This window comes from Actinacidiphila glaucinigra (assembly GCF_035918135.1).
Lineage (GTDB): Bacteria > Actinomycetota > Actinomycetes > Streptomycetales > Streptomycetaceae > Actinacidiphila > Actinacidiphila glaucinigra.
Map to the genome: position 1 here is coordinate 9,114,534 of NZ_CP109144.1, position 21,393 is coordinate 9,135,926.

The following is a 21,393-nucleotide window of genomic DNA, read 5'->3' on the forward strand; positions in this document are numbered from 1 at the left end:
AAACGACAGGCGGCCACTACTGTGATCGACAAGAATCCGTCCCAGAACGACTATGCCCGAGGGGCACTGCGATTCCTCACCGAACTCATCGCGTGGGTGGGCGCTCCCTGGGCCCTGTGGCCGCACTCGATAGCCCTGGCGATCGGCGCCGTGGTGATACTCATCGGGCTGCCCGCGGTCTTCAGTACGCCGGGCGACAGGCCCGGCGGCGGCACGCCCGTATTGGTGCCCGGTATCGTGACGATCCTCCTGGTGCTGATGCAGCTCGCAGCCGCCACAGCGGCAACGTGGGCGCTCTGGCCCTGGTGGGCTGCCACAGCGGCGACCGTGCTGTGCCTGACCGTGACAGTCACCGAACAACCGCGCTGGCGCTGGCTGCTCAGCGCGCCGGGTAACCCCACCGGAGCGCAACCTGGAAGGTCGTCATGACCGACTCCCCGTCCACAGCCGCACCATCAACCTGGGGTCGTAGGGCGGATAGCCGCGCTTCTCGGTGTAGTCGGCCAGGACCGGCGTAAGGTCCAGCACATCGTCGACCAGGGCGACGAACCGGGCCAGGTGGCCCTGGGGCAGCCAGTCGTCCAGCGACGGCGGCAGCAGCGGAACCTGGTGCGGGTCGAACGCCCGGAACTGCTTGTCCACCACCGCCGGACGAACCTGCGGCTGCCTTTTCTCGACCGGCTCGACCTCGAACAGCCCATCACCGCCACGCATACCGCCATCATCCCGCACGAATGATCACGAAACACAGGCGGGGCGCTGGTTACCGGGACACGCTCCGGGGTGCTCTGGCGGTTCCGCGCCGGCACCGGCTGGCGTGATGTCCCGGAGCGGTACGGGGCCTGGTCCGTGATCTACTCCCGGTTCAACGGCTGGGCCAAGGCCGGAGTGTTCCAGTCCCTGATGGACGTGTTGATCGCCGAGGCCGCGGCGCGGGGGCAGGTCGGTCTGGAACTGGTCAGCGTGGACTCCACGATCGTGCGGGCACACCAGGAATCGGCTGGGCTGGCGGTGGCCGGAGACACCCTGGACGCGCTGGAGCAGGCACTGACCGAGGAAAGGGGGGCTCCACTTCCGCAGCAGCCATCAGTGCTGCGGGTGATCCGGCAACAGCCACTGCCGATCCGGACACGGCGGACGCGGCCTCGGACGAGGATCGGGCTGCAGCGCGTCGCCGCCGCAGGACCAAGGCGGACGCCGCCGGGCTCGGCCGGTCCCGAGGCGGACTGAGCAGCAGGATCCACGCGGCAGTCGACGCCGCCGGACTGCTCCTGTCATTCGTCCTCACCCCCGGACGGGCCGGGGACTGCCCGCTTCCAGGCCGTGCTGGACAAGTTCCGCATCCCCGGACCTGTCGGCCGCCCCCGCACCCGACCGAACGCCGTGGCGCAGACAAGGCCTACTCCTCCCGGGCCAACCGGGCCTACTTACGCCGGCGCCACATCAGCGGTGTCATCCCGGAGAAGACCGACCAGCAGGTTAATCGGAAGAAGAAGAAGGGCTCGGCCGGCGGCCGGCTCGTCACCTACGACCCCGAACGCTACAAACAGCGCAACACCGTTGAATGTTGCTTCCAGAAGATCCTGGCCACCCGCTACGACAAGACGCCGCGAGCTTCGAGGCCGGACTCCACCTCCGAGGATCGATCATGTGGCTGAAACTCCTGACCGCAACCACATGATCCGAACCCCGAACAGCCCCTAGTAGTGTGTCGTTGCTTAATCCTGGGTTATTTGGTTGGGATGGTGGTGTCCGGCAGATGTTCCTTCCCTTCTGCCGGACGGGAGTTGGTGTGATGGGTTCGCAGAAGAAGAGGCCGGTGGTGCTGACCGCGGGCGATCGTGATGAGTTGGTTCGGGTGACCACGACGGGGGTCCATCCGGCCTCGGTGATCAGGCGGGCGCGGGTGCTGCTCGCGCTGGACACCTCTGCTGGTGAGATCGACTCCCAGGATGCGATCGCTGCCCGGGTCGGGGTCTCGGGCGAGACGCTGCGGCTGGTGGCCAAGCGGTTCGCCGAGAGCGGTGGTGACGTCGAGGCGACGATCCAGCGGAAACCGCGGGATCTCCCGCCGGTGCCCTCGCCGGTGACTGGTGAAGTCGAGGCCCGGCTGATCGCCCTGGCGTGCTCCCAGCCTCCTGCAGGCCGTGCCCGGTGGTCGCTGCGGCTGCTGGAGAAGCACGTCGCCCTGGTCGAGGGCATCCCCGATCTGGACCACTCAACCATCGGGCGGATCTTAAAAAAACGAGGCTGCGTCCTCATCTGAGGAAGTGCTGGACCATCCCACCACGAGCAAACCCGCAGTTCGCGGCCCGGATGGAAGACGTGCTGGCCGTCTATGCCCGACCTTATGACCCGGCCCGCCCAGTGGTGTGCATGGACGAGAAGCCCTACCAACTCCTCGCCCATGCCCGCGACCCGCTCCCGGCCCGCCCCTGCCGCGACGCCCGCCAGGACAGCGAGTACATCCGCTGCGGCACGTGCTCGATCTTCGTGTGGGTTGAACCCCTGCGCGGGTGGCGCCGAGTAGACGCCCAGCCTCGTCGCACCCGGATCGACTGGGCCGGCCAGGTCAAGCGATTACTGACCGAGGACTACCCCGACGCCGAGACCGTGGTCCTGGTCATGGACAACCTCAACACCCACGACATCGCCTCACTGTACGAAGCATTCGAACCAGCCGAGGCCTTCGCCCTGGCCCAACCCCTCGAGATCCACCACACCCCCAAACACGGGTCATGGCTCAACATCGCAGAGATCGAACTCTCCGCACTGACCCGGCAATGCCTCGACCACCGCATCGCGGACCTCGACACCCTCAACACCGAACTCTCAGCCTGGCAGAACACCACCAACACCGACCAACGCCAGGTGAACTGGCAGTTCACCACCCACGACGCACGCACCAAACTCCGCCACCTATACCCCACACATTAGCTGCGACAGTCTACTAGAAGAGTCATGAAGATCTTGGGTTCTGGTCCCGCCGTGTGAGCGGTGGGACCAGACTCGGTTTCGTGGTGATGGGGGAATGGGCCGGGGAGTCGGTCGGGCCGGATGTGTGGGAGACCTGCCGGGAGTTGATTCCGGCGGGAAGTGTGTTCGCGTTCCTGGCCGAGCATCGCGGAGCGCTGTTCCCGGCGGAGATGTTCGCGGACATGTATCCCTCGGCGAACGGACGGCCGTCCATGCCGCCGCAGATCCTGGCCGCGGCGATCACGGTGCAGGCCCTGCACGGGCTGTCGGACTTCGAGACGGTCCAGGAACTGCGCTGTGATCTGCGGTGGAAGGCCGCTTGCGGGCTCGGTCTGCACGATGCGGCCTTCGATCCGTCGCTGCTGGCCTACTTCCGCCGCCGTCTGGCGCGCTCGGTGCGGCCGAACCGGGTCTTCGAGGCCGTGCGCGAGGTGGTGAAAGCCACCGGGGTCCTTCAGGGCAAGCACCGGCGAGCACTGGACTCCACCGTGCTGGACGACGCGGTCGCCACCCAGGACACCGTCACCCAGCTCATCGCCGCGATCCGCGCGGTGATCCGCGAGGTTCCCGGCGCCGACCAGGCCGCAGCGGTGCAGTGCACCGCGCACGACTACACCGACCCGGGCAAACCACGGATCGCCTGGAACGATCAGCAGGCCCGCGCTGATCTCGTGGACGCCCTGGTCGGTGACGCGCTCAGACTGCTGGGGCATCTACCCGAGCGGGAACTGGGCGAGAAAGCCGCCAACGCCGTTGGCATCCTGGCCCTTGTCTCCGGGCAGGACGTCGAACCCGCCCAGGACTCCGACGGACGCGACGGACGCTGGCGCATCACCCAAGGGACCGCACCAGGCCGGGTGGTCTCCACCGTCGACCCGCAGTCCCGGCACGTGCACAAGACCCGCACCCACCAGCAGGACGGGTACAAAGCCCACCTCGCGATCGAGCCCGAGACCGGGTTATACACCGCCGTCACCCTCACGCCCGGCGCCGGCCCCGAGCACCACGAAGCCACCGTCGGCGTGGACCTGCTCGCCGAAGAAGACGGACCGGTGGACGCCTTCGGTGACACCGCCTACTCCACCGGCCAGGCCCGCCAGACCCTGGAACAAGCAGGTCACCGTCTGTTCCTCAAACCCGCCCCCCTCCGAGCGGCGGTCCTTGGCGGCTTCACCCTCGACGACTTCGCCATCGACACCACCCACGGCACGGTGACCTGCCCCGCCGGACACACCGTCCCCCTGTCCGACCCCGGCGGCCGGCACCAGCAGCGCAAGGCCGCCTTCAAGGACCGGTGCACCGACTGCCCACTGCGTCAGCGATGCACCAACGCTAAGGCCGGCCGCACCCTGACCATCCGCCCCCACCACGACCTGCAGACCGCCGCCCGCCACCAGGCCGCCACCGACCCCACATGGCAGGCCGACTACCGCCGCTGGCGACCACCGGTCGAACGCGCCGTCGCCTGGCTCGTCCAGCACGGCAACCGCCGCCTGCGCTACCGCGGCACCATCGCCAACAACACCTGGCTCCACACCCGAGCCGCCGCTCTCAACCTCCGCCGACTCATCAACCTCGGACTCACCCACACAGACGGAACCTGGACACTCAGCCCGGCCACCGCATAGACCGAGGACCCGTCCAGCCCACAACCAGACAGCCCCTCACCAAGATCTTCATGAGTCTTCTAGGACACATCGCGGCGAGGAATCGCGGTGCCGGCGGCTGAGGCCGGTCACACAGGCGGCGGACCCGCACGCCCCGAGTCTCTTGTGACCGCCTCAGCAACGGTCGGAGCGAGCAGGGCGTCACGGTTTGCGTCGGCCCCTACTGCTCTGCGATTGGTGGCAGGCGTCGACGTCGCGGCCTGTCAGCGGGTCGACGGCCGCAGCGGGCTGCTGCCCGCCGACGGGGGCGAGGGAGGTCAGCAGTTGGAGCTTCTCGGCGGCGTCGCTGTCCTGGTCCGGGTAGTAGAGCACGAGCAGCAGGTCTCCGACGGCGAGCTTCTCGCGGTTGAGGTGCAGTTCGCCCACGACCGGATGGTTGACGGTGCTGGTGTAGCCGAGCGCTTTGATGTCGTGCCGTTCCCACAGGGTGCGGAAGCGGTTGCTGGCCAGGGACAGCTCGCCGACGAGTTCGACTGAGCGCTGGTCGGCGACGCTGTCGTCCACCGAACGGCGAAACGCCGCGACGGAGTCGACGACCGCTGCCTCCCAGTCGTGCTGGAACTGGCGTTCCTCGGGGTCGAGCAGCAGGGAGCGCAGCCGGTTCTCGCCAGGCCGCAGCCGCGGCGACAGGGCCATCGCGAGCCGGTTGGAGGCCAGGACGTCGAAGTGCCGGTCCTCGACGAACGCCGGCACGTCCACGGCCGCCAACAGATGGTGCAACCGGGCGGGCAGGCGCGGCGTGCGCTGCTTGCGGCGGGCCGGCGGGCGGTGCACGTTGAGTCCGAGCAGGTACTCGGTTTCCAGGTCGTCGAGGTGCAGGACACGGGCGATGGCCTGGAGCACCTGCGGGGAGGGGTTGTGATCCCTGCCGCGCTCCAGCCGCAGGTAGTAGTCCGCACTGATACCGGCAAGCATCGCGACCTCCTCGCGGCGAAGCCCTGGGACGCGCCGGTTGGCACCACCGGGGATGCCGGCCTGCTGCGGCGTGACCAGGTCGCGGCGGGCGTGCAGGTACTCGCCCAGCCGGTTCGCGTCGTCTTGAGGCATACCTCCCACGGTAGCCGCGGGCCGACGGCCGCAGAGGGGGTCCTGGCACACCCCGGATCGGCAGGGCCTTTCCAGTGCCAAAGCATGTGAGCGAGCCTGGCTGTGGAAGAACGGGTAGTTGCTGGACGGCTACCGAACGTTACAGGGAGGTTCTGGTGAAGCTCACCAATCGCACAGTGCTCATCGTCGGTGGCACCTCTGGCATCGGGCTCGAACTCGCTCACCGGTTCGCGAAGGACGGCAACACGGTCGTCGTCGGCGGGCGCCAGCCCGAGCCACGGGACGGCCTGCAGTCCGTTCAGATCGACGTCACCGACCCCGCCTCGGTCCTGCGGGCCCGCGACGAAGTGCTCGCCGCGCACCCCGACCTCGACGTTGTTGTCACGATGTCCGGAGTCCTGCTCACCGAAGACCTGCGCGACCCCGCGCACATCACCGACGCCGAGAACATGGTCGCCACGAACCTGCTCGGTACCATCCGGGTGATCGACGCCTGCACGCCGCACCTGATCGGCCGCGGTGCCGGAACGATCATCACGGTGAGCTCGGGAATCGCGTTCCTGCCCTTCCCGCTCATGGCCACCTACGGCGCCACGAAAGCCGCGGTCCACTCCTACACCGAGTCGCTGCGGGCGCACCTGGCCGGGACCGGCGTGGAGGTGGCCGAGCTCGTGCCGCCGGCCGTCGCGACCCCGGCGATGGCGAAGCTCAACCCGGCAGCCGTACCGGTCGACGATTACCTCGATGAGGTGATGGAGCTGCTGGCCGTGGAGCCTACGACCCGCGAGATCATTGCCGAGGCCGCCCTGCCGCTGCGCTGGGCCGAGCGGGACGGCACCTACGCCGAGCTCCTGGAGCGCCGCTCCGCGCCGCTGAACAACCTGCCCGGCCGCTGATCGGCCCCCTTCCCGGCCCGGCTGCTGATTTCGCTGTCGCGGGGCACCGACCCGCCGCGACCGCTTGAACACGGTTTACGTCGTGGGCGGGGCGGCGTCGCCCCGCCCACCTGCCTTGTCGCAGCAGCCCGGCCTGCAGTCTCCCGAACCACCAGAAGGGATCCACCGATGACCACCCCCAGCAACGGACGATCGGTTGTCGGCTTCATCGGCCTGGGTGACCAGGGACTGCCGATGGCCGAGGCCAAGCCGGGGTCGGGTTCCCGGTCCACGCCTGGGCGCGGCGCCCGGAGGTGTGGGACGACCCACGCCTGAGCGCGCTGACCCGGCAGGACAGCCCGGAGGCGCCGGCCGCCGCAGCCGACATCCTCGCGGTGTGCGTCAACACCGACGCCACCGTGCTCGACCTGGCGGCGTCACTGCTTCCGGCGATGTGGCCCGGAACGGTCTTCGTCAATCACGGCACCGGGACCCCGGCCAACGCGGTCGCGTTGGCCGAACTCGCCGCCAGGCACGGTATCGCCGCCGTTGACGCCCCGATCAGCGGCGGCCGGCAGGGAGCCGAAGCGCGCACGCTCACCACGCTCGCCGGCGGAGAGGAATCCGCGATCGAGATGGTGCGGCCGGTGCTCCAGTCGTTCTCGAGCCGCGTCGTCCATCTAGGCCCGGCCGGCACCGGTCAGCAGGCGAAACTGTTCAACAACGCTCTGATGCTGATGAACATGCGCGCCATCAACGACATGCTCGCCCTCGCCAAGGACACCGGCGCCAACCCCGCCGCGCTGGTGGACGCGCTGCGCTCCGGCAGCGCGTCCAGCCGCGCCCTGGAACTGCTGGGCACCATGGTCCGGCCGGAGACCGCCGATCACCTGTCGGAGGTCTGCGTGCTCGACATGGAGATCTTCTCAGCGGCGATGAACGGGTCCGGCGTCCACTCGGAGACGGTGCGACGGGTGACCGACGCCGGCATGGCCGGAGCCCGCGGGCTCGCCCAGACATTGGAAGTAGTTACGGAGGTCGACATGACTGAGTTCCTGAACGTTAAAGGCGGCACCCTCGCCTACGAGGTGACCGGCTCCGGGCCGCTGATGGTGCTTGCGCACGGGATCGGCCAGAGCCGCGACGCCTATCGGTTCCTGGTCCCGGAGTTGGTGGCCGCCGGTTACCAGGTCGCGGCCGTGGACCTGCGAGGCAGCGGCGAGTCGACCGCGACGTGGCCGTCCTACACCCGGACCGACATCGCCGGCGACCTGATCGCACTGATCGAGCATCTCGGCGGTCCCGCGGTGCTGGTCGGCCACTCCATCTCCGGCGGCGCCGCGACGATCGCCGCTGCCAAGGCGCCGGCGCTTGTGAGCGCCGTCGTCGAACTGGCGCCGTTCACCCGTAAGGTGGAGTACTCGCTGAGCGCCCTGGGCCTGTCCCGCTACCGCAGGGGCGCGACGGCGATCTCGGCGGTCGCGATGCTCGGCAGCCACAAGCAGTGGCGGAAGTACCTGGAAATTGCGACCCCGGAGCCGCGCCCGGCGGACTGGGCCGCGAGCCTGGAGCGCACCGACGCGATGCTGCGCGAGCCGGGCCGGATGAAGGCCCTGCAAAAGCAGATGAACAGCGCCGCCGACGCCGGGGCCCAACTCGGCAACGTGCATTGCCCGGTCCTGGTCGTCATGGGCACCCTCGATCCCGACTGGGGTGACCCGAAGGCCGAGGGCGAGGCCATCGTGGCCGCGCTTCCGGAAGGTGTCGGCCGACTCGAGATGCTCCCGGGGGCGGGCCACTACCCGCACGTCCAGTTCCCGTCGGCAGTGGTCGGCCTGATGCGCTCGTTCCTCGAGACGGCCCGTGCCTAGGGCCGGATTCGACCGGGCCACGGTCATCGCGGCCGCGTCGGAACCTGCCGACGAGGTCGGCTTCGCCGGCCTGACCATGGGCCTGCCGGCCGAACGGGTCGGCGTACGGACACCGTCGCTGTACAAGCACGTCGATTCGCTGGACGCCCTCCACCGGGGCGTCGGCCTCCAGGCCGTCCGCGTCATCAGCGCCGTCCTGACTCGGGCCGCCGTCGGCCGGTCCGGTCCGGGCGCGGTCCGCGCGATCGCCGAGACGTACCGGAAGTGGGCCCTCGACCACCCCGGCCGGTACGCCGCCAGCGTCCGCGCCCCGCGCCCCGTCTGGGTCCAGGTGCCGCACCACATCACCGAGGGAGCGGGGCCGCGCAGCCTGGAGTACGAGCTGCTGCCGCACCGCCGTCGCACGTACTGGGTTTCCAGGCAGGACCAGGTCCAGCTTCCCAAGCCGGCGTTCGCGCAATGCACCGGCTGGTGGGGGCGCCTGCTGGGCAGGTAGTCGGCCCTCCTGCCTCTGAGCGACAGGGACCGGCCCCGGCGTCCCTCTGCTGGGGGAGAGCCGGAGCCGTCGCGCCCGGGAGGCCCGTAGGGGCCACCGTAGCGCCGCCCGCCCGGGTGGTCCTGGCAAATGCCGCTACGGCCGATGAGCGGCATCAAGTGACTCCGGCCGGAACAGCTGAGCGGCCGGTGGCACTGGTCCCCCGCCGGAGTGGCGGTGGCGAACGGACCACCGGACGGCAGCTGCAGTCCAACCACGAGCTCGGGATGGTCCTGCGCTACCCGCTCCAGCGCCCGCGTCCGGATCGGTACGCCGTTCATCCAGCTCCGGTGCCTCTCTGCCAGCGAATCCGGCAGTCGATGAAAACGGGCACTGCCGCCATGACCATTCCCGTGAAGCCCACCAAGGCCGCCAGGAGCGGGCTGCTGTTCAGCAGCAGGGCGACGACGGTCCCCGTAGGCGGGACCGCCAGAGCGGCCAGGACGACGCGGGAGGGCAACATGCGGGCTCCGGATGTGCCGCCGGCTGACCCTGACGCGGTGCCCGCCTCAGTCCGGCACACAGCGCGCTGCTGACCGCGATGGCCGGCATCGGCTCCCTGGACGGATTCTCTGCGGGCCACGCCGTCCGGCTGGCCCAGGCCGACCCGGATGCCGTCCTCACACTTGCCCGGTGGATCCAGCAGTCCGCGGTGAGCGGGCGGTGAGCGGCGAAGCGGACGCGGTGATCGCGACGTAGGTGACGTCAACCGACTGCGGCGCCCGGTACGAGACGCTGCACGCCGGCGGCCAGGTCCACGTCGACGTCCAGCCGCCGATCGGCGAGCCCGAGTTCGACGGCCAGGACGACCCGGACCACAACCCGGTCTGCAACTGCCCCAGGGCACCACGCTCCTGGTGCGACCGCTGCGCCGGTGTTCTGTGACAGCGAACCAGGACCGTTTGCCATCGAAGTCGCACCGTGATCCATCTGGCGGAGTGGCTTCGACGGCGCGAAACAGCCCACGTCTCGTATCCGAGCGGCGCAGGGCTGACCGGTACCGGGGGGAGGGCTGAGCGTCCGTCATTCGTGAGGTGGGCTTCGCCGGGCAGAGTTCGTGAGCCGTTCGGCGAGAGCTTCGACGAGGCCGCGGAGCTCATCTGGGCGTTCGACGATGAAGGGCCGGTCCAGCGAGGCGAGGACAGCCGGCAGCCAGTCGAGCCGTTCCACCCGGAGTCCGACGCGGGACCAGCGCACGGTCTGCGGATCTGCGCTGCTCGGGGAGGGGAGTTCCTCCACGATCGCGATGTCGGCGGGAAGCCGGGTGCGGATCTGCTCGGCCGTCCCCTGGATCCGCAGGGTTACCTCATGCCGGTACGGAGCTGTGGCGAGCCCGGTCAGTACGCGCTTCGCCGGGTCGAGTCCGGCGGGTGGTTCGAACGAGCCGGGTAGGGTTCTCACCCCGGTGATGCGATCCAGCCGAAACGTCCGGTCCTCGCCCGCCGTGAGATCCGCAGCCGTGACGTACCACCGGCCCGAGTGGGCGACGACCCCGTGCGGATGCAGTGTGCGTTCGCTGCGCCGGCCGTCGGCGGCTGTGTACCGGATCGAGACCGGCCGGTGATGGTTAACCGCGTCGGCGATCGCGAGCAGGACCGTGGATTCCGGGGCGACTGCCTCACCGGGCGGATCCGTGAAGGCAAGGGAACCGAGCACGGCGTCGAGTCTGCGGCTCAGCCGCTCGGGCAGCACTCGTCGGATCTTTGCCGCCGCCGTCTCACTCGCCGTGTCCGTGGCCAAGCCGGCTCGCCGACCCGCGACCAGGCCGAGCAGCACGGCGAGCGCTTCGTCGTCGCTCAGCATGAGCGGAGGCATGCGGTAACCGGGGGCGAGGCGGTAGCCGCCGTAGCGGCCGCGCACCGACTCGACGGGCACATCGAGGTCGACGAGGTGACCGACGTATCGCCGTACGGTGCGTTCGTCGACGTCGAGCCGATCGGCGAGTTCGGTCACGGTCCGGATGCCGCCCGACTGCAGGAGTTCCAGCAGGGCGAGCACGCGGGCAACGGGGCGAGGCATGCCCCGAAGTCTCCCGCATATACCGGGCGGGTTCCGCCCGGTATTCGTCGTACCTTGCGATCAGAAGCACCGACGGACCAGGAGAAAACCATGGACTTTGTCTCTATCCGCATCATCACGGGCGACGTCGCCCGCCTCGTCAACTTTTACGAGTGCGCCACCGGAGTATCTGCCGACTGGTCCAACGAGGACTTCGCGGAGCTCAGGACCACCTCGGCCACCCTCGCGATCGGCAGCACCCGCACTGTCCCCCTGTTCGCACCTGGCTCCGCCCGCCCGGCCGACAACCACAGCGTCATCCTCGAATTCCTTGTCGACGACGTGGACAGCGTGCACAAGAACCTGACCGGCTTCGTGGAGGACTTCGTCAACGAACCCACCACGATGCCCTGGGGCAACCGTTCGCTCCTGTTCCGCGACCCCGACGGCAACCTCGTCAACTTTTTCACCCCCGTCACACCGGCCGCCATCGAGAAGTTCGCTCGCTGAGCGACAACACAGCCGCCCGGCAGGCACACGGTTTCGCCGTCGGTCCAACTTCGTTGGCAAACGGTCCGGGTTCATTGTCACCGGACAGCCGGCTGCGCGGCCTGCGGCGAGTGCGCCCACCAGCCGGGACGGGTGTAACGCTCACCGACAGTGAGCGTTGCGGGTGTCACGCTGCCGTGAAACGCGGCGTGGCACCCCGAGGGAGCGTGACACCCGGCGTGACACCCCGGAATCCGCCCACCGGTGGCCGAAAGATCGGGCCGAAAACGCCCGGACATGTCTTGATCCGCGCGAGCGTCCACCGCTGGTCCGCCCACCCGTGAGCCAGCGGACCGCGCTCCAACCACCCCACCGGCGAGACATCCCACCCGCCGAATACGAAGCCCACCACTACCTCACAACCACGAAACCCCAGGTCACACACAACGTCTGAGATCTCTACCGAACCCGGAACGGTTCATTGGACCAGTTGGGGGTCTGCTGCAGGTTTGGGTGACAGGTTGACCTGCCCCACCTCTCAGGTTCCAGTTCTGCTGGCTGACTGACGGCCTTCACGAGAGGCTGCCGGAATGCCGCGCGCCTACCCCGCTGAGTTCCGCGCCCGCGCCGTCGCGTTGGTGCGGGCAGGAAAAGAACAGAAGCAGACCGCCGTTGGTCTCGGCATGCATCCGGTCACGTTGTCGAAGTGGTTGCGCCAGGACGCACCTGCCCGCGTCCCGGGCCGGCTGCGCAAGGGAGTCAAGTTGCGGACGCCCCCTTGCTTAGGTGCCGGACGGTGCGGCGGCGGTGCTGCCGCGTTCGATGAGCTGGGGGAGCGGCAGAGTCACATCGCGGGCCACGCCGCCGTCGAGGAGGGCGGTCAGTTCCTCGGCCGCGGTCCGGCCGAAGGCCACCGCGTCGCGGGACAGCGCGGTCAGCCATGGCTGGACCAGGCGGCACACAGCCGAGTCCTCCCAGGAGACGATGGAGACGTCGTCGGGCACGTCGCGGCCCAGGCCGACAGCCGCCCCCCAGCCCGCTGCCGCCATCACGTCGTTGTCATAGATGATCGCCGTAGGCGGATCGGGCTCCTGCAGCACCCGGCGTGTGGCGGCGGCGCCCTCGGCGTCAGAGTAGTCCGTCACCACGGACCGTGCCGCATCCAGCCCTTGGCGTGCCGCCTCCTTCGTGAGCGACTCGATGCGGCGAGCGGTGTGAGCCAGGGTCGGAAGACCCGCGACATGGGCGATGCGCCGGTGGCCAAGGGCGTGCAGGCGGCCGACCACGGCGGCCATGGCCTGCGCGTCCTCGACCCGCACCTGTGACAGACGGTGGTGCGCACCGGGGTCGGACTCCGGAAGGGCGCCGATCACCACGCCGGGGAGGCCGAGTTCATCGAGCAGGGCTGGGCGCGGATCGTCAGTGCGCGGGTCGACGACCAGTACCCCGTCGACGCGGTGCTCGGCCCACCAGCGACGGTAGGCACCGCACTCGGCTTCGGTGTCCTCCACCACCTGGAGCAGCAGGCCCAGATGACGCGGGGCCAGCACCTCCTGGATACCCGAGACCAGTTGCAGGAAGAACGAGTCGACGCCCAGGGTCTCGGCGGGCCGGGCCAGTACGAGGCCCACCGTCGCCGCCCCCTCGCCGGACAGGGCCCGTGCCGCGGCGCTGGGTCGCCAGCCGAGCTGCTCGGCGACGCGGCGTACACGGTCGCGCGTGGCCTCGGAGACGCCGGGACGGCCGTTGAGCGCAAACGAAGCAGCGCTCTCGGACACCCCCGCCCGCTGGGCGATGTTCTTGATCGTGGGACGGCGGCGCCCGGCCGGACGACCGTGCCCCGGCGCATCGGCCACGCCTCTGCCCTGCTGCTCGTCTGCCACCGCGAGTGGTCCCCTTCCCTGCACGTGAGCACACATCGTACGGCCCCGCGCGTGCTTTTCCGACCCGGAACCGACGGACGGAACTAAAGCGCTTCAGTGGACCTGCCCTAAAGCGCATTAGTTGCGAGCGCAAGACGCCTCTCACACCCGCTCTGACCTGCTCGTATGCTTCGACCAAGAAGAAACCTCCAGGGAATTCGTTGACTTTCCCCCCAGCGGCTGGAATGGTCTCCTCCACGTGCGCACCCGGCCGGCCCAGCCCCGGGTCGTCATCCACGCGCAAGGTCCGAGCAAAGGAGCCGTCCACCGTGCGTTCTTCCTACAAGGCGGTAGCCACCGCCGTCGTCGCCGCTGCGACGTTCTCCCTCGCCGCCTGCGGGAGCGGCGGGGGAGGTGCGTCCACCGACTCGTCAGGCAAGGTGACGGGCACGATCACCTTCCAGACCTGGAACCTGAAGGCCAACTTCGCGGGCTACTTCAACGGCGTCATCGCCGACTTCGAGAAGAAGTACCCGGGCACCCACGTCAAGTGGGTCGACCAGCCGGCCGACGGCTATGCGGAGAAGCTCAGTGCCGACGCGTCGGGCGGGACTCTCCCCGACGTCGTCAACGTCACCCCCGACCTGCTGGCGCCGCTCGCCAAGGCCGGTCTGGCCCTGGACCTCGACAAGGACGCCGCGCAGTACAAGGCCGAGTACCTGGCCGGCGCCTGGTCCGCCGACGCCGTCCCGGGCCTGGAGGGCACCTACGCCTTCCCCTGGTATCTCAACACCGGCCCGCTGTTCTACAACAAGGCGCTGTTCAAGGAGGCCGGGCTGGATCCGGAGAAGCCGCCGAAGACCTACGACGACCTGTTCGCCGACGCCCTCGCCATTTCCGAGAACAGCAAGGGCAAGGTGGCCACCTTGTCCAACGTGCCCACCATCGAGGACTTCGGCCGCTACGGGGCCCAACTGGTCAACAAGGACGGCACCGCGTTCACCTTCAACGACGCCAAGGGCGTCGAACTGCTCACGCACTACAAGAAGCTGTACGACGCGCACGCACTGGACCCGCAGGCCCTGACCGCCACCCCCGAGTCGGCCGGCCACAAGTTCCTCACCGGCGCGGTCGCCATGAACCCCGGTAGCGCGCTGGACCTCAAGAACTTCAAGACACAGGCGCCGACGCTCTACAAGAACATCGGGATCACCGACCAGATAACCAACACCGGCAAGGTCAACGTCTATGTGCAGAGCATGATGGTGAACTCCAAGGCCAAGCAGAAGGCCGCCTCCATCGCCTTCGCCCACTTCGTCACCGACAACACACGGCAGATGGCCTTCGCCAAGCAGGTCGCGATCTTCCCGAGCACGGCCGGAGCTCTGAAGGACCCGTACTTCACGAAGGAGGACGGCACGGACGAGACCCGGGTGCGGATCGCGGCGGCCAGCTCCCTCGCAAACGCCGTGAACTACACCCCGGTGCAGTTCAGCGACCAGATGAAGACCGCCCTCGGCAACGAAGTGGCCAAGGCTCTGCAGGGCAAGGAGAGCCCCAAGGAAGCGCTTGACAACGCTGTCAAGGAAGCCAACCAGCTCCTCGCCCAGAGCTGACCGGGATACGGCATGACGTCCTCGACCGCCCCTGGAACGATCGCCGGCGGTCCGCGGACCGCGGCCGTCCGGAGCTCCGGCTCCGGACGGCCGCGCTCCCGCGGGATCCGCCGCCACCGCTGGTGGAGCCCGTGGCTGTTCGCCGCGCCGGGCCTGATCGTGGTGTGCGCGTTCAGCCTCTGGCCGTTCTGCAGCACCCTGTACAACTCCCTGACCGACCGCAGGACGCTCGTCGGCGGCAGCTTCGTCGGGTTCGAGAACTACCGGGCCCTGCTCCACGACGACGCGTTCTGGATCGGGCTGCGCAACAGCTCCCTGTACGTGGCGGGCGTGGTCCCGGCGCTGGTGATCCTGCCACTGCTGCTGGCCCTGCTCGTACAGCGGCGCATCCCCGGCATCACCTTCTTCCGCGCCGCCTTCTACACGCCTGTCGTCGCCTCGGTGGTCGTGGTCGGCCTGATCTGGGTGTGGCTGCTCGACGACCGCGGCCTGCTCAACTCCATCGTCACGGCGGTAGGCGGGAGCCCGGTCAACTTCCTGGGCGAGCAGTGGACCCTGCTGCTGAGCGCCATGGCCCTGACGATCTGGAAGGGTCTGGGCTACTACATGATCATCTACTTGGCGGCGCTCGCCGACGTCCCGCGCGAGCTGCACGAGGCGGCCGCGGTCGACGGCGCGGGAGCCCTGCGCCGCTTCCTCACCGTCACCGTTCCGGCCGTCCGCTCCACGATGGTGCTGGTCGCGGCACTCTCCGCGGTCTCCGCCTTCAAGGTCTTCACCGAGGTGTACGTCCTCGCCGGGCCGAACGGCGGCCCCGCAGGCGAGGACACCACGCTGGTGATGCTCGTCCAGCGCACCGGCACCGGACTGACCGGGCGGGTCGGGTACTCCTCGGCCATCTCCGTCGTCATCTTCGTGGTGGTGGTCGCGCTGATGCTGCTGACCCTGCGCGCCGACCGGAAGGAGGACGCGTGACCAGCGCCACCGACACCCCCATCGTTCCCGCCACCACACCGGCCGCCGGTCGCCGGCCGCGCCGCGGAGTGCTGGACGCCGACGGCCGCCGTGTGCGGGTCCCCGAACTCGTTCTGCGCTACCTGCTGCTGCTCGCCGTCCTCGCCATCAGCGTGGGACCGTTCCTATGGCAGCTGTCGACCTCGCTGAAGGGCCCCCACGAGGACATCTTCAGTACGCCCCCTTCGTTCCTGCCGCAGCAGCCCACTCTGCACAACTTCGGGCGCGTCTCCGAGACCATCCCGGTGTGGGACTACGCGCTCAACTCGCTCACCGTGGCGGTGTCCAGCGTCGTCACCAACTGCGTTGGCGCGGCGCTCGCGGGTTACGCCCTGGCTCGGCTGCAGCACCGCGGACGGCGCGCGCTCCTCCTGGCGTTCGTGCTGGCGATGCTGGTGCCCGTGGAGGGCCTGATCATCGCCCAGTTCACCTTCGTACGCGACCTCGGCCTGAACAACACCTTGATCGGCGTACTGCTCCCCGGCTCTGTCGGCGCGCTGAACGTGCTGCTGATGCGCAACGCGTTCCGCAACCTGCCCAACGAGGTGGAGGAAGCCGCATACATGGACGGCGCCAACGTCTGGCAGCGCTTCTGGAGCATCGCCCTCCCGTCCGCGCGGGGCACCCTGGCCGTCGTGGCGATCTTCGCCTTCATGGGCGCCTGGGACGACTTCCTGTGGCCCCTGGTGGTGCTGAGCGACCCCTCGAAGTACACCCTGACGGTCGGCCTGAACTACCTGCACGGCACCTTCGCCAACGACGAACGCCTGGTGGCCGCCGGGACCATCATCGCGGTGGCCCCCCTGATTGTGCTCTTCGGCGCCCTGCAGCGGTACTTCTTCCGCGGCGTCGGGGAGGGAGCCGTCAAGGGCTGACCGTGTGGCCCCGCACAGCCCACCGGCACCGACTATCCACCTGCTGCCGCCCCCAGCGGAACAGGTCCCCACGAGAGTCAGGACACCCGTACCGATGCCCGCCCAAGGACCGCGCTTCGGCGCCAACTACACGCCCAGCCAGGGCTGGTTCCACCACTGGCTCGACTTCGACCTCGATGCGGTGCGCAGGGACCTCGATGCGATCGCGGACCTCGGCCTGGACCACGTCCGGGTCTTCCCGCTGTGGCCGGTCTTCCAGCCCAACCGCTCCCTGATCCGGCCCCGGGCCGTCGAGCAGCTCGTCGCGCTCGCCGAGGCCGCCGGCGAACGCGGCCTCGACGTCAACGTGGACGGACTGCAGGGGCACCTGTCCAGCTTCGACTTCCTGCCCTCCTGGACCCAGACCTGGCACCGGCGCAACATCTTCACCGACCCCGACGTCGTCGCCGGCCAGACCGCCTACCTGCGCACGCTGGCCGCCGCCCTCGACAACCTGCCCAACTTCATCGGCATGACCATCGGCAACGAGATCAACCAATTCTCCGGGCCGCCCCATCCCGACCCCGACCCGATCACCCCGGCCCAGGCCGCCGCCTGGCTGCGGACCGTGCTCGCCGCATGCGAGGACGCCGCCCCCGGCAGGCAGCACCTGCACGCCGCCTACGACGCCGCCTGGTACCTGGACGGGCACCCCTTCACCCCTGCGCACGCGGCGAACCTGGGGGCAATGACCGCCGTGCACTCATGGGTCTTCAACGGCACGGCCCAGCGGCACGGCCGCACCGGAACGGCCACCGAACACCACGCCGCCTACCTCATCGAGCTGTCCAAGGCATGGGCCGGCGACCCGCACCGCCCGGTCTGGCTCCAGGAGGTCGGCGCGCCCGCACCCCTGATACCCGCCGAGCACGCCGCCGACTTCACCGAGGCCACCGTCGCGAACGCCCTGGACTGCGAGGACGTGTGGGGCATCACCTGGTGGTGCTCGCACGATGTCTCCCGCGACCTCGCCGACTTCCCCGAACTCGAGTACTCCCTCGGCCTGCTGACCAACGAGGGCGAGGTCAAGCCGGCCGGCGAGGCCATCCGGAGGATCGTGGGGGAGCGCCGCGTCGAACCGCGACGGCCGGCCCCCCGGACCACCGCGCTCGCGGTCAACGTCGGCGACGACGATGCGGCCCCCGACCGCTCCGTGTGCGCGCCCGGAGGCGTGTTCTACGAGGCGTTCGTCCGACTCACCGCCGACGGTGTCCGCCCCGCCGCCGTGCTCGCCTCCCGCGCCGACGACGCCGCCCACCTCGCCGCACGCGGCATCACCGAAGTCGTCAGGCCCGACCAGGTGCACTGAGCCGCGGCACTCCCACCTGACGTCACTCCTTCCGCCCCACCCGCACAGGAGCCATCCCATGCACGACGACCGCAAGCTGGTCGAAGCCCGCCTCAAGCGCGTCCTCGACGAACGCATTCGTCCCGCCCTCTACCCGGACTCGACACCGCTCGACGTCTCCGTGTGGACCGCCCCGGGAGAGCCGGTACCCGTCGCCGAGGGCCTGACCGCCCCCGCAGAGCCGATCGCCGTCGGCGATCGCTGGGGCGCCCCCTGGGGCACCAGCTGGTTCCGTGTCTCAGGCACCGTGCCAGAGGCGTGGGCCGGGCGGACCGTCGAGGCGGTCCTGGACCTCGGCTTCGACGAGAACATGCCCGGGTTCCAGTGCGAGGGCCTGGTCTACCGGCCCGACGGCACCCCGGTGAAGGGCCTCAACCCCCGGAACCAGTGGGTCCGGATCGCCTCCCACGCCACCGGCGGTGAGCAGGTGCTGCTCCACATCGAGGCTGCCTCCAACCCGGTCCTGCTCGACTACCACCCCTTCCTGCCGACCCAGCTAGGCGACAAGGACACCGCGGGCAACGACCCCCAGTACACCCTGACCCGCATGGACCTGGCCGTTCTCGACGAGACCGTCTGGGAGCTGGTGCAGGACCTGGAGGTGCTCGGCGAGCTCATGGTCGAGCTCTCCGAGGACTCCGACCGCCGCCACGACATCCTGCGCGCCATCAGCCGCGCCCTGGACGCCATCGACCTGCAGGACGTCAACAGCACCGCGGCCGCCGCCCGCGAGCGGCTGGCCGGCGTCCTCGCCGTACCCGCGCGGCCCACCGCGCACCGCATCAGCGCGGTCGGGCACGCGCACATCGACTCCGCCTGGCTCTGGCCCCTGCGCGAGACCGTGCGGAAGGTCGCCCGTACCACGTCGAACATGACCGCCCTGCTCGAGGACGAGGGCGACTTCATCTACACCATGTCCCAGGCCCAGCAGTACGCCTGGATCAAGGAGCACCGCCCCGAGGTGTACGCGAAGGTCAAGAAGGCCGTCGCGGAGGGACGCTTCGTGCCGGCGGGCGGCATGTGGGTGGAGTCCGACACCAACATGCCCGGCTCCGAGGCGATGGCCCGCCAGTTCGTGCACGGCAAGCGCTTCTTCCTCGAGGAATTCGGCATCGAGAACGAGGAGGCATGGCTGCCCGACACCTTCGGCTTCGCCGCCGGTCTCCCTCAGATCATCAAGGCCGCCGGGTCCAAGTGGCTGCTGACCCAGAAGATCTCCTGGAGCTCCATCAACAAGTTCCCGCACCACACCTTCACCTGGGAAGGCATCGACGGCACGCGGATCTTCACCCACTTCCCGCCCGTCGACACCTACAACTGCTCGATGAAGGGCAGCGAGATCGCGCACGCCGCGCGGAACTTCAAGGAGAAGGGCAGGGCCCGGCACTCCCTCGCGCCGACCGGCTGGGGAGACGGCGGCGGCGGCACCACCCGCGAGATGATCGCCAAGGCCGCCCGGATGCGCGACCTCGACGGTTCTGCGACGGTCCACTGGGAGACCCCCCGCGAGTTCTTCACCAAGGCCGAGACCGAGTACCCCGACCCGCCGGTGTGGGTGGGCGAGCTCTACCTCGAACTGCACCGTGCCACGCTGACCAGCCAGGCCCAGACCAAGCAGGGCAACCGGCGCAGCGAACACCTGCTGCGCGAGGCGGAACTGTGGGCGGCCAGCGCCGCCGTGCGGACCGGCTTCACCTACCCCTACGAGCAGCTGGACCGGCTCTGGAAGACGGTCCTGCTGCACCAGTTCCACGACATCCTGCCCGGCTCGTCGATCGCCTGGGTGCACCGCGAGGCCCGCGCCACGTACGCCGCCGTCGCCGAGGAACTGCTCGGCATCATCGACGCCGCGCAGCGTGCCCTCGCGGGCCCGGCCACGGGCGGCGAACTGGTCTTCAACGCCGCGCCTCACACCCGTGCCGGCGTGCCCGCCGGCGCCGCCGCCCCCGTGGCCCCGGCCGCGGCCACGGCACCGCTTCCCCGCGACGGCGGCGGATTCGTCCTCGACAACGGCCTGCTCCGGGTGGAGATCGACGGGCGCGGCCTGGTCGTCTCCGCGTTCGACCTCAGCGCACGCCGCGAGGCCGTGGCCCCCGGAACGGCGGCCAACCTGCTGCAGCTCCACCCCGACTTCCCCAACCAGTGGGATGCCTGGGACGTCGACGAGTTCTACCGCAACACCGTCACCGACCTGACCGACCTGGACGAAATGGCCCCGGCCGGCGACGGCACCGCGTCGGTACGAGTGGTGCGCCGTTTCGGTTCCTCCTCGGTCACCCAGCTGCTGTCCTTGGCTCCGGGCACCAAGCGCCTCGACATCGACACGGAGGTGGACTGGCACGAGACGGAGAAGTTCCTCAAGGCCGCCTTCCCGCTGGACGTGCACGCCGAGCGATACGCCTCCGAGACCCAGTTCGGACACGTCTTCCGGTCCACCCACACCAACACCAGCTGGGACGCGGCCAAATTCGAGGCGTGCAACCACCGTTTCGTCCACGTCGAGGAGCCGGGCTGGGGGGTCGCCCTGGTCAACGACTCCACCTACGGGCACGACGTGACGCGCACCGTACGAAACGAGGACGGCGGGACCACCACCACTGTGCGGGTCTCGCTGCTGCGCGCGCCGCGCTTCCCCGACCCGGAGACCGACCAGGGGGTGCACCGCTTCCGGCACGCCCTGGTGCCCGGGGCCTCGATCGGCGACGCGGTCGCCGAGGGCTACGGCATCAACCTCCCCGAGCGCCGTGTGCCGGGCAGAGCAGCGGTCGAGCCTCTGGTCGTCGTGGACAACGACGCAGTGGTCGTGAGCGCGGTCAAGCTCGCGGACGACGAGAGCGGCGATGTGATCGTCCGGGTGTACGAGTCGCGGGGCGGGAGGGCGACCACACGGCTGCGGCCGGACTTCGCGGCGGCCGAAGTCACCGCGACCGACCTGCTGGAGCGGCCGCTGCCGAGCGTGGCTAGCCCGGAGTTGGTCGACGGCGCCGTAGAACTCCTGCTGCGACCCTTCCAGATGGTGACTCTCAGGCTGACCCGTAGCAACTGACGACGGCACGAACGCGATGCCCGGAAGCCGTGTTCGGCTTCCGGGCGGCGGACAGGGACTGTCAGTGGGGTCTGCTGCACAGGTGGGGCAGATCAACCTGTCACCCAAACCTGCAGCAGACCCGAACAAACCAAG

General features: G+C 69.4%; 19 protein-coding genes and 3 pseudogenes. 18 read left to right on the forward strand and 4 right to left on the reverse strand.

The window, feature by feature from the left end:
* Positions 1-21 precede the first annotated feature (21 nt).
* Entirely contained in the window at positions 22-429 is a 408-nt protein-coding gene (locus OIE69_RS41315; protein ID WP_313935104.1) for a hypothetical protein, read from the forward strand.
* A gap of 15 nt (positions 430-444) precedes the next feature.
* Here the strand turns inward: OIE69_RS41315 and OIE69_RS41320 are convergent.
* A pseudogene (locus tag OIE69_RS41320) lies at positions 445-642 on the reverse strand (IS5/IS1182 family transposase); the annotation flags it as partial.
* Positions 643-783: 141 nt separating this feature from the next.
* Between OIE69_RS41320 and OIE69_RS41325 the strand changes: the two are divergent.
* The 5 genes from OIE69_RS41325 (at position 784) to OIE69_RS41345 (ending at position 4,604) form a co-directional block, all read left to right on the forward strand.
* Positions 784-1,230, forward strand: coding sequence for a transposase (locus OIE69_RS41325; RefSeq protein ID WP_326580617.1), 447 nt, complete (start codon positions 784-786; stop codon positions 1,228-1,230).
* Between the two features lie 35 nt (positions 1,231-1,265).
* Positions 1,266-1,658, forward strand: a complete 393-nt coding sequence (locus OIE69_RS41330) for a hypothetical protein (RefSeq protein WP_392567701.1) — start codon at positions 1,266-1,268, stop codon at positions 1,656-1,658.
* Between the two features lie 137 nt (positions 1,659-1,795).
* Positions 1,796-2,266, forward strand: a complete 471-nt coding sequence (locus OIE69_RS41335; RefSeq protein WP_326580618.1) for a helix-turn-helix domain-containing protein — start codon at positions 1,796-1,798, stop codon at positions 2,264-2,266.
* Positions 2,155-2,937 carry an IS630 family transposase gene (locus OIE69_RS41340; protein ID WP_326580619.1) on the forward strand — a complete coding sequence of 261 codons (783 nt, stop codon included), beginning with the start codon at positions 2,155-2,157 and terminating at the stop codon, positions 2,935-2,937. The genes OIE69_RS41335 and OIE69_RS41340 overlap by 112 nt, the downstream gene beginning before the upstream one ends.
* Before the next feature lie 86 nt (positions 2,938-3,023).
* Positions 3,024-4,604, forward strand: coding sequence for an IS1182 family transposase (locus OIE69_RS41345; protein WP_326581508.1), 1,581 nt, complete (start codon positions 3,024-3,026; stop codon positions 4,602-4,604).
* A 180-nt stretch (positions 4,605-4,784) separates the two neighbouring features.
* On the opposite strand, the gene OIE69_RS41350 is transcribed toward OIE69_RS41345, so the two are convergent.
* A complete protein-coding gene (locus tag OIE69_RS41350; protein ID WP_326580620.1) occupies positions 4,785-5,690 on the reverse strand; it encodes a helix-turn-helix domain-containing protein in 906 nt (301 codons plus the stop codon).
* 155 nt (positions 5,691-5,845) lie between these two features.
* Here OIE69_RS41350 and OIE69_RS41355 point away from each other — a divergent pair, with 155 nt between their 5' ends.
* From OIE69_RS41355 to OIE69_RS41375, 5 genes and pseudogenes are all read left to right on the forward strand, one after another.
* Entirely contained in the window at positions 5,846-6,586 is a 741-nt protein-coding gene (locus OIE69_RS41355) for an SDR family oxidoreductase (protein WP_326580621.1), read from the forward strand.
* A gap of 293 nt (positions 6,587-6,879) precedes the next feature.
* A pseudogene (locus OIE69_RS41360) lies at positions 6,880-7,476 on the forward strand (NAD(P)-dependent oxidoreductase); the annotation flags it as partial.
* A 132-nt stretch (positions 7,477-7,608) separates the two neighbouring features.
* Complete coding sequence (locus OIE69_RS41365) at positions 7,609-8,436, forward strand: alpha/beta fold hydrolase (protein WP_326581559.1); 828 nt, start codon at positions 7,609-7,611, stop codon at positions 8,434-8,436.
* 76 nt (positions 8,437-8,512) lie between these two features.
* The gene (locus tag OIE69_RS41370; RefSeq protein ID WP_392567702.1) at positions 8,513-8,932 is read left to right on the forward strand and encodes a TetR/AcrR family transcriptional regulator; all 420 of its coding nucleotides are present in this window, start codon (positions 8,513-8,515) and stop codon (positions 8,930-8,932) included.
* Positions 8,933-9,670: 738 nt separating this feature from the next.
* Complete coding sequence (locus OIE69_RS41375) at positions 9,671-9,856, forward strand: hypothetical protein (RefSeq protein ID WP_326580623.1); 186 nt, start codon at positions 9,671-9,673, stop codon at positions 9,854-9,856.
* Positions 9,857-9,994: 138 nt separating this feature from the next.
* Here OIE69_RS41375 and OIE69_RS41380 read toward each other — a convergent pair whose 3' ends face one another.
* Entirely contained in the window at positions 9,995-10,990 is a 996-nt protein-coding gene (locus OIE69_RS41380) for a helix-turn-helix transcriptional regulator (RefSeq protein ID WP_326580624.1), read from the reverse strand.
* A 90-nt stretch (positions 10,991-11,080) separates the two neighbouring features.
* Between OIE69_RS41380 and OIE69_RS41385 the strand changes: the two genes are divergently transcribed.
* Both OIE69_RS41385 and OIE69_RS41390 read left to right on the forward strand, forming a co-directional pair.
* Positions 11,081-11,479: a VOC family protein gene (locus tag OIE69_RS41385; protein WP_313935094.1), complete on the forward strand. Its 399-nt coding sequence runs from the start codon at positions 11,081-11,083 to the stop codon at positions 11,477-11,479.
* A 569-nt stretch (positions 11,480-12,048) separates the two neighbouring features.
* A pseudogene (locus tag OIE69_RS41390) lies at positions 12,049-12,180 on the forward strand (transposase); the annotation flags it as partial.
* Between the two features lie 60 nt (positions 12,181-12,240).
* On the opposite strand, the gene OIE69_RS41395 reads toward OIE69_RS41390, so the two are convergent.
* The gene (locus OIE69_RS41395; RefSeq protein WP_326581560.1) at positions 12,241-13,263 is read right to left on the reverse strand and encodes a LacI family DNA-binding transcriptional regulator; all 1,023 of its coding nucleotides are present in this window, start codon (positions 13,261-13,263) and stop codon (positions 12,241-12,243) included.
* A gap of 386 nt (positions 13,264-13,649) precedes the next feature.
* Here OIE69_RS41395 and OIE69_RS41400 point away from each other — a divergent pair, with 386 nt between their 5' ends.
* The 5 genes from OIE69_RS41400 to OIE69_RS41420 all read left to right on the forward strand — a co-directional run bounded on the left by OIE69_RS41400 (position 13,650) and on the right by OIE69_RS41420 (position 21,258).
* Positions 13,650-14,936 (forward strand): extracellular solute-binding protein, encoded by a 1,287-nt coding sequence (locus tag OIE69_RS41400; RefSeq protein WP_326580625.1) that lies wholly within the window; start codon positions 13,650-13,652, stop codon positions 14,934-14,936.
* A 12-nt stretch (positions 14,937-14,948) separates the two neighbouring features.
* Positions 14,949-15,911 (forward strand): carbohydrate ABC transporter permease, encoded by a 963-nt coding sequence (locus OIE69_RS41405; RefSeq protein ID WP_326580626.1) that lies wholly within the window; start codon positions 14,949-14,951, stop codon positions 15,909-15,911.
* Positions 15,912-15,931: 20 nt separating this feature from the next.
* A complete protein-coding gene (locus OIE69_RS41410) occupies positions 15,932-16,825 on the forward strand; it encodes a carbohydrate ABC transporter permease (RefSeq protein ID WP_392567703.1) in 894 nt (297 codons plus the stop codon).
* 94 nt (positions 16,826-16,919) lie between these two features.
* Positions 16,920-18,173 (forward strand): glycoside hydrolase 5 family protein, encoded by a 1,254-nt coding sequence (locus OIE69_RS41415; RefSeq protein WP_326580627.1) that lies wholly within the window; start codon positions 16,920-16,922, stop codon positions 18,171-18,173.
* A 58-nt stretch (positions 18,174-18,231) separates the two neighbouring features.
* Positions 18,232-21,258 carry an alpha-mannosidase gene (locus OIE69_RS41420; RefSeq protein ID WP_326580628.1) on the forward strand — a complete coding sequence of 1,009 codons (3,027 nt, stop codon included), beginning with the start codon at positions 18,232-18,234 and terminating at the stop codon, positions 21,256-21,258.
* Positions 21,259-21,393: the final 135 nt, after the last annotated feature.

Bases quoted from the DNA above. Each gene is read 5' to 3' on its own strand.
- OIE69_RS41350 (WP_326580620.1), bottom strand. From the start codon at position 5,690: ATGCCTCAAGACGACGCGAACCGGCTGGGCGAGTACCTGCACGCCCGC.
- OIE69_RS41420 (WP_326580628.1), top strand. From the start codon at position 18,232: ATGCACGACGACCGCAAGCTGGTCGAAGCCCGCCTCAAGCGCGTCCTC.
- OIE69_RS41380 (WP_326580624.1), bottom strand. From the start codon at position 10,990: ATGCCTCGCCCCGTTGCCCGCGTGCTCGCCCTGCTGGAACTCCTGCAG.
- OIE69_RS41385 (WP_313935094.1), top strand. From the start codon at position 11,081: ATGGACTTTGTCTCTATCCGCATCATCACGGGCGACGTCGCCCGCCTC.
- OIE69_RS41405 (WP_326580626.1), top strand. From the start codon at position 14,949: ATGACGTCCTCGACCGCCCCTGGAACGATCGCCGGCGGTCCGCGGACC.
- OIE69_RS41415 (WP_326580627.1), top strand. From the start codon at position 16,920: ATGCCCGCCCAAGGACCGCGCTTCGGCGCCAACTACACGCCCAGCCAG.
- OIE69_RS41345 (WP_326581508.1), top strand. From the start codon at position 3,024: ATGGGGGAATGGGCCGGGGAGTCGGTCGGGCCGGATGTGTGGGAGACC.
- OIE69_RS41335 (WP_326580618.1), top strand. From the start codon at position 1,796: ATGGGTTCGCAGAAGAAGAGGCCGGTGGTGCTGACCGCGGGCGATCGT.
- OIE69_RS41370 (WP_392567702.1), top strand. From the start codon at position 8,513: ATGGGCCTGCCGGCCGAACGGGTCGGCGTACGGACACCGTCGCTGTAC.
- OIE69_RS41365 (WP_326581559.1), top strand. From the start codon at position 7,609: ATGACTGAGTTCCTGAACGTTAAAGGCGGCACCCTCGCCTACGAGGTG.